The 3943-nt window shown below is 41.4% G+C and carries 5 protein-coding genes and 1 pseudogene; 4 read left to right on the forward strand and 2 right to left on the reverse strand.

All coding sequences use genetic code 11. The annotated features are described in order from the left end of the window. Nucleotides 1-201: 201 nt before the first annotated feature. On the forward strand, nucleotides 202-1206 hold the full coding sequence (gene rluF, locus I3249_RS12975; RefSeq protein ID WP_238070239.1) for a 23S rRNA pseudouridine(2604) synthase RluF: 1005 nt from the start codon (nucleotides 202-204) through the stop codon (nucleotides 1204-1206). An 81-nt stretch (nucleotides 1207-1287) separates the two neighbouring features. Continuing rightward, nucleotides 1288-1731 carry an SRPBCC family protein gene (locus tag I3249_RS12980; protein WP_238070240.1) on the forward strand — a complete coding sequence of 148 codons (444 nt, stop codon included), beginning with the start codon at nucleotides 1288-1290 and terminating at the stop codon, nucleotides 1729-1731. Between the two features lie 75 nt (nucleotides 1732-1806). Here I3249_RS12980 and I3249_RS12985 read toward each other — a convergent pair whose 3' ends face one another. Beyond that, nucleotides 1807-2118, reverse strand: coding sequence for a DUF1244 domain-containing protein (locus I3249_RS12985; protein ID WP_194364083.1), 312 nt, complete (start codon nucleotides 2116-2118; stop codon nucleotides 1807-1809). Between the two features lie 356 nt (nucleotides 2119-2474). On the opposite strand from I3249_RS12985, the pseudogene I3249_RS12990 reads away from it, so the two are divergent. Together I3249_RS12990 and I3249_RS13110 are read left to right on the forward strand one after the other, a co-directional pair. Continuing rightward, nucleotides 2475-2600: pseudogene (locus I3249_RS12990) on the forward strand (IS3 family transposase); the annotation flags it as partial. A 657-nt stretch (nucleotides 2601-3257) separates the two neighbouring features. Further along, nucleotides 3258-3380 (forward strand): hypothetical protein, encoded by a 123-nt coding sequence (locus I3249_RS13110; protein WP_269137266.1) that lies wholly within the window; start codon nucleotides 3258-3260, stop codon nucleotides 3378-3380. Between the two features lie 71 nt (nucleotides 3381-3451). Here I3249_RS13110 and I3249_RS12995 read toward each other — a convergent pair. Beyond that, nucleotides 3452-3943: IS3 family transposase (locus tag I3249_RS12995; protein WP_238070241.1), on the reverse strand; the 492-nt coding region annotated here is incomplete at its 5' end.

Below are 3943 nucleotides of genomic sequence, written 5' to 3' on the forward strand. Positions count from 1 at the left end.
GGTTTGATTATTATCGTCAAGCTGCGTAACTAAAATCTCCCAAGTTTAATTCTACGGGATTGACGGCAGGGGTCACATCAATTCAACCTAAAAGAACTACTCAGTTTCCTATATAATGTGAGCTATTTCGTTATTGTTTATCCATTCAATTCAGGCTTTTTTCTTAGCAAAAATGCTTCTTATCAGGTAAAACGGTGCTTTATGTTCAACGCTTCCTCGACTCGTTTAAATAAATACATCAGCGAAAGTGGTATTTGCTCTAGGCGAGACGCTGACCGCTTCATTGAACAAGGTAATGTATACATCAATGGCAAACGTGCGTCGGTAGGTGATCAAGTGGTTGCTGGTGATGCAGTAAAAGTTAATGGGCAGCTTATTGAGCCGCGAGAGCCCGATAATTTTATTTTTATTGCATTAAATAAGCCAGTAGGCATTGTGAGCACCACAGAAAGCTCTGAGAAAAATAATATTGTCGATTTTGTGCGACATAGTTTGCGTATTTTTCCGATTGGTCGTTTGGACAAAGATTCTCAAGGTTTGATATTTTTGACTAATAACGGTGATTTGGTCAATAAGGTACTACGTGCTGGTAATAACCATGAAAAAGAGTATTTAGTTACAGTAAATAAGCCGTTAACGGATAGCGTTATAGAAGGTTTGGCGGGCGGTGTGCCGATGCTTGGCAAGATGACCAAAAAATGCCCAGTGACTAAAGTGGCTCCTAATGTGTTTAATATCACGCTCGTTCAAGGTCTAAACCGTCAAATTCGCCGTATGTGTGAGCACTTTGGCTACGAAGTCGTCAAGCTTGAACGTACGCGGATTATGAATGTAAGTCTTAAGGGTCTTCCCGTTGGTGACTGGCGAGACTTAACCCCAAAAGAGCTGTCTGTGTTACTTAAATCTGTAGAAGATTCCTCTTCGCAAGACAATCACTCAAACAAGAAATCTCGCAATGCGCCACGAAAGAAACCTCGTACGGATGCTTCGTCGAAGTCAAAACCATCTACAAAATCGGCAGGGGCAGCAAAGGGGCGTAACAAATATGCCAAGGATGATGCTAGAAAACCAGCAGGTTCTAAAGGTAGGGATGGACGTCCTACTGGTCGTGGTAAGCCGTCAGGGGGTAATGGTAAGTCTGGAGGCAATGGCAAACCTACTACCAATGGCAGGCGTCCTTCGAAAGGTAGAGGCTCTTCGCGGTAATAATTTTTCACAATGTGACGGCTATATTTATTTCTAAAATCGCAGTAAGCTAAATAACTTTAGTCTTGATGAGATAGTATTATGTTTAAAATAAAAGTAGAGCGCATTGTCAAAAAACCGATTGATGAGGTATTTGAAGCACTGAGTGACCATGCCAGTTATGGCTCATTTAAAGCGGTAGGAGTTGCTAAGTTATTAGCTGAAGGTAACGACGAGCGCAATGGCGTCGGGGCTTTACGTAGCATTCAAACGGGACCCATTAAGTTCTGGGAACGGATTACAGCGTTTGAGCGTCCTACTCATATGCAATACCAAATCGAAAAATCTAAGCCCATCAAAATGCAGCATGATAAAGGCATCATTGACTTAAAAGACTTGGGCGATGGCACCACACATGTGACTTGGGTGTCTGAGGGTCGATTGATTGTACCATTGCCATTAGTCGGTCGCCTATTTGACCGTCAAATGCAGAAACAAGGAACCATAGGGTTTAGTAGCATACTTAAATCTATAGAAAGCCGCTAGATTAGCGGCAATGTTGGGTTTTTTGATATCACTCTCTAGTGGTGTCTTATTTTATTTGAGTCATCACTGTCAGTTTTAATCTGCTTTATTCTTAGCAGCTTCAATCTCGTTAAAACGCGCTAACTGCTCTGGCGTTGCTTTCTGTTGATATTTCTCTTTCCACTCAGCATAAGGCATACCATAAACAAGCTCGCGCGCATCCTCGTATTCAATCTCAATACCACGCTCTTCACCAGCCGCTTTATACCATTTGGATAAACAGTTACGACAAAAGTCGGCAAGGTTCATTAGCTCAATATTTTGTACATCTTTACGCTCGTCTAAATGAGCTAGTAAGCGACGAAATGCCGCGGCTTCTAATTCGATGTTTGATTCTAATTTTGCCATAATATTTTCCTAGTTGTAATTGAATCGTTTCAAAACTGAGATGATACTAACGATGTAAATATTGCGCAATCTATGTCGTTGATTAGAATGACCGGTGGTGATAGTCAACTCTAATACTGAAAACCGCTACAAGCCTCGAAGTTATGACTCAATATCTGATCTAATGCAGGTGTTAGACGAAAGTAGAGAGTCAAAGAATGATGGTCGACAATTCACTAGCTTAGATGAGCTTAAAAACTGAGCTATACTTAAGAAACCGTAGAAGTAAACTTGGTAAACTAAGCATATTCAAAGGAGCTTACCACGACTAAGTAAGAACCTACAGTGCAGAGCTTAAAGCCGAAGCTGTCAATAAGGTGGTAGAAAATAACGACAACATCTCAGTTGCTGTAGAGCAGCTCGGCATCGCCATTCAAATGCTATCAAGCTGACATAACAAAGCCAATCAAGGCAAGCTTAAATGGACTGAGCAGTACGACCCATAGTTCATGGTCTTGATAGGAAAAAACAAGCACCTTAAACGATAGCTGAAAAGCTTCCGAGGAGGAATAAAGCGAAACACTGATTCGCCGAGACACAAGATGAGAGCTATGCTCGAATGAGGCAACGACGTACTTTACTAATGAGGAACGTTAAGAAACAGTCTAATAGACTATTTTAATGTCGCAAGACGTAGGGTAGGGCTATGCTCGCAATGACAGCTAGTAATGGACGCCTTTATTAAAGATAATCAGTCCCTCTTCAGTATTGTAACTATATGCCGTGCGCCAAAAATTAAGGATTCAAGCTACTATGAATATTTGAGTCGCGATATCAGCGAGCAGTAGATACACTGTAATCATTAAGAGCTACTAGTTAAAGCCGCTCACAGTGAAAATAAAGAACGTTATGGTTATGAGTGTTTGCAAGCATAGCTAACAGAGCAAAGCCATGATTTAGTCTATACATGGTTAGAATTATTAAAGAAGAACATGATATCACGATGCCATCGTCATAAACGCTTTAAAGTGATCACTGACTCAAACTATGACAAGCTGGTTTATGAGAATATTTTAGATCACCAGTTTGACATGCAAAGACCGTATCAAGCTCAGATCAGTGATATTACTGATATCTAGACAAACGAGGATTGATAGTATTTGGCAGGTGTTAAAGATATCGATATTAAATGGCTAGTTGGCTACACCGTTAATAAGCGCATTACTGCAGATTTAGCCTGTAAATCATTGAACATAGCCATCAAAAACAAGCGTCCAAGCTAAAGGTTAGTTGTACATTCAGACAGAGGTAGTCAGTACTTTAGCCATGCCTACTATAAGATTCTAGTGGTCAACTAATTTAGGACACCTTCTAAGAGGTTTTTATTAAAGTAACGTTTTTCTGTTTCTACTGGTGTTAAATAATTGTTGAAGCTATGCGGTCTCACGGTTTGATAGTAGCCCCAGATATAATCACTAATGGCGCTCGATGCTTCAGCGATATCCTCGTAACCGCCCTTTGGCATCCACTCGGTTTTAAAGCTCCTAAAGAAGCGTTCAGTTGGCGCGTTATCCCAACAATTTCCACGACGGCTCATACTTTGTGCCATACCGTCGCAATCAGCTATCGCGTCAGCGAACTCTTTACTGGTGTAATGCGTGCCTTGGTCAGAGTGGAACAGCACACCGCTTGGTTTAAGGCGAGTCTGATACGCCATCTTTAGCGCTGATGCGGTCAAGGTGCTATTAGGTGAATCGAATACGCTAAAGCCAACCACACGGCGAGCAAACAAGTCTAAAACAACCGCTAAGTAGCACCAGCCACCTTTGATACGGATGTAGGTCAC

The sequence above is a fragment of the Psychrobacter sp. Ps1 genome (genome assembly GCF_022129425.1).
In the GTDB taxonomy this organism is placed as follows: Bacteria; Pseudomonadota; Gammaproteobacteria; order Pseudomonadales; family Moraxellaceae; genus Psychrobacter.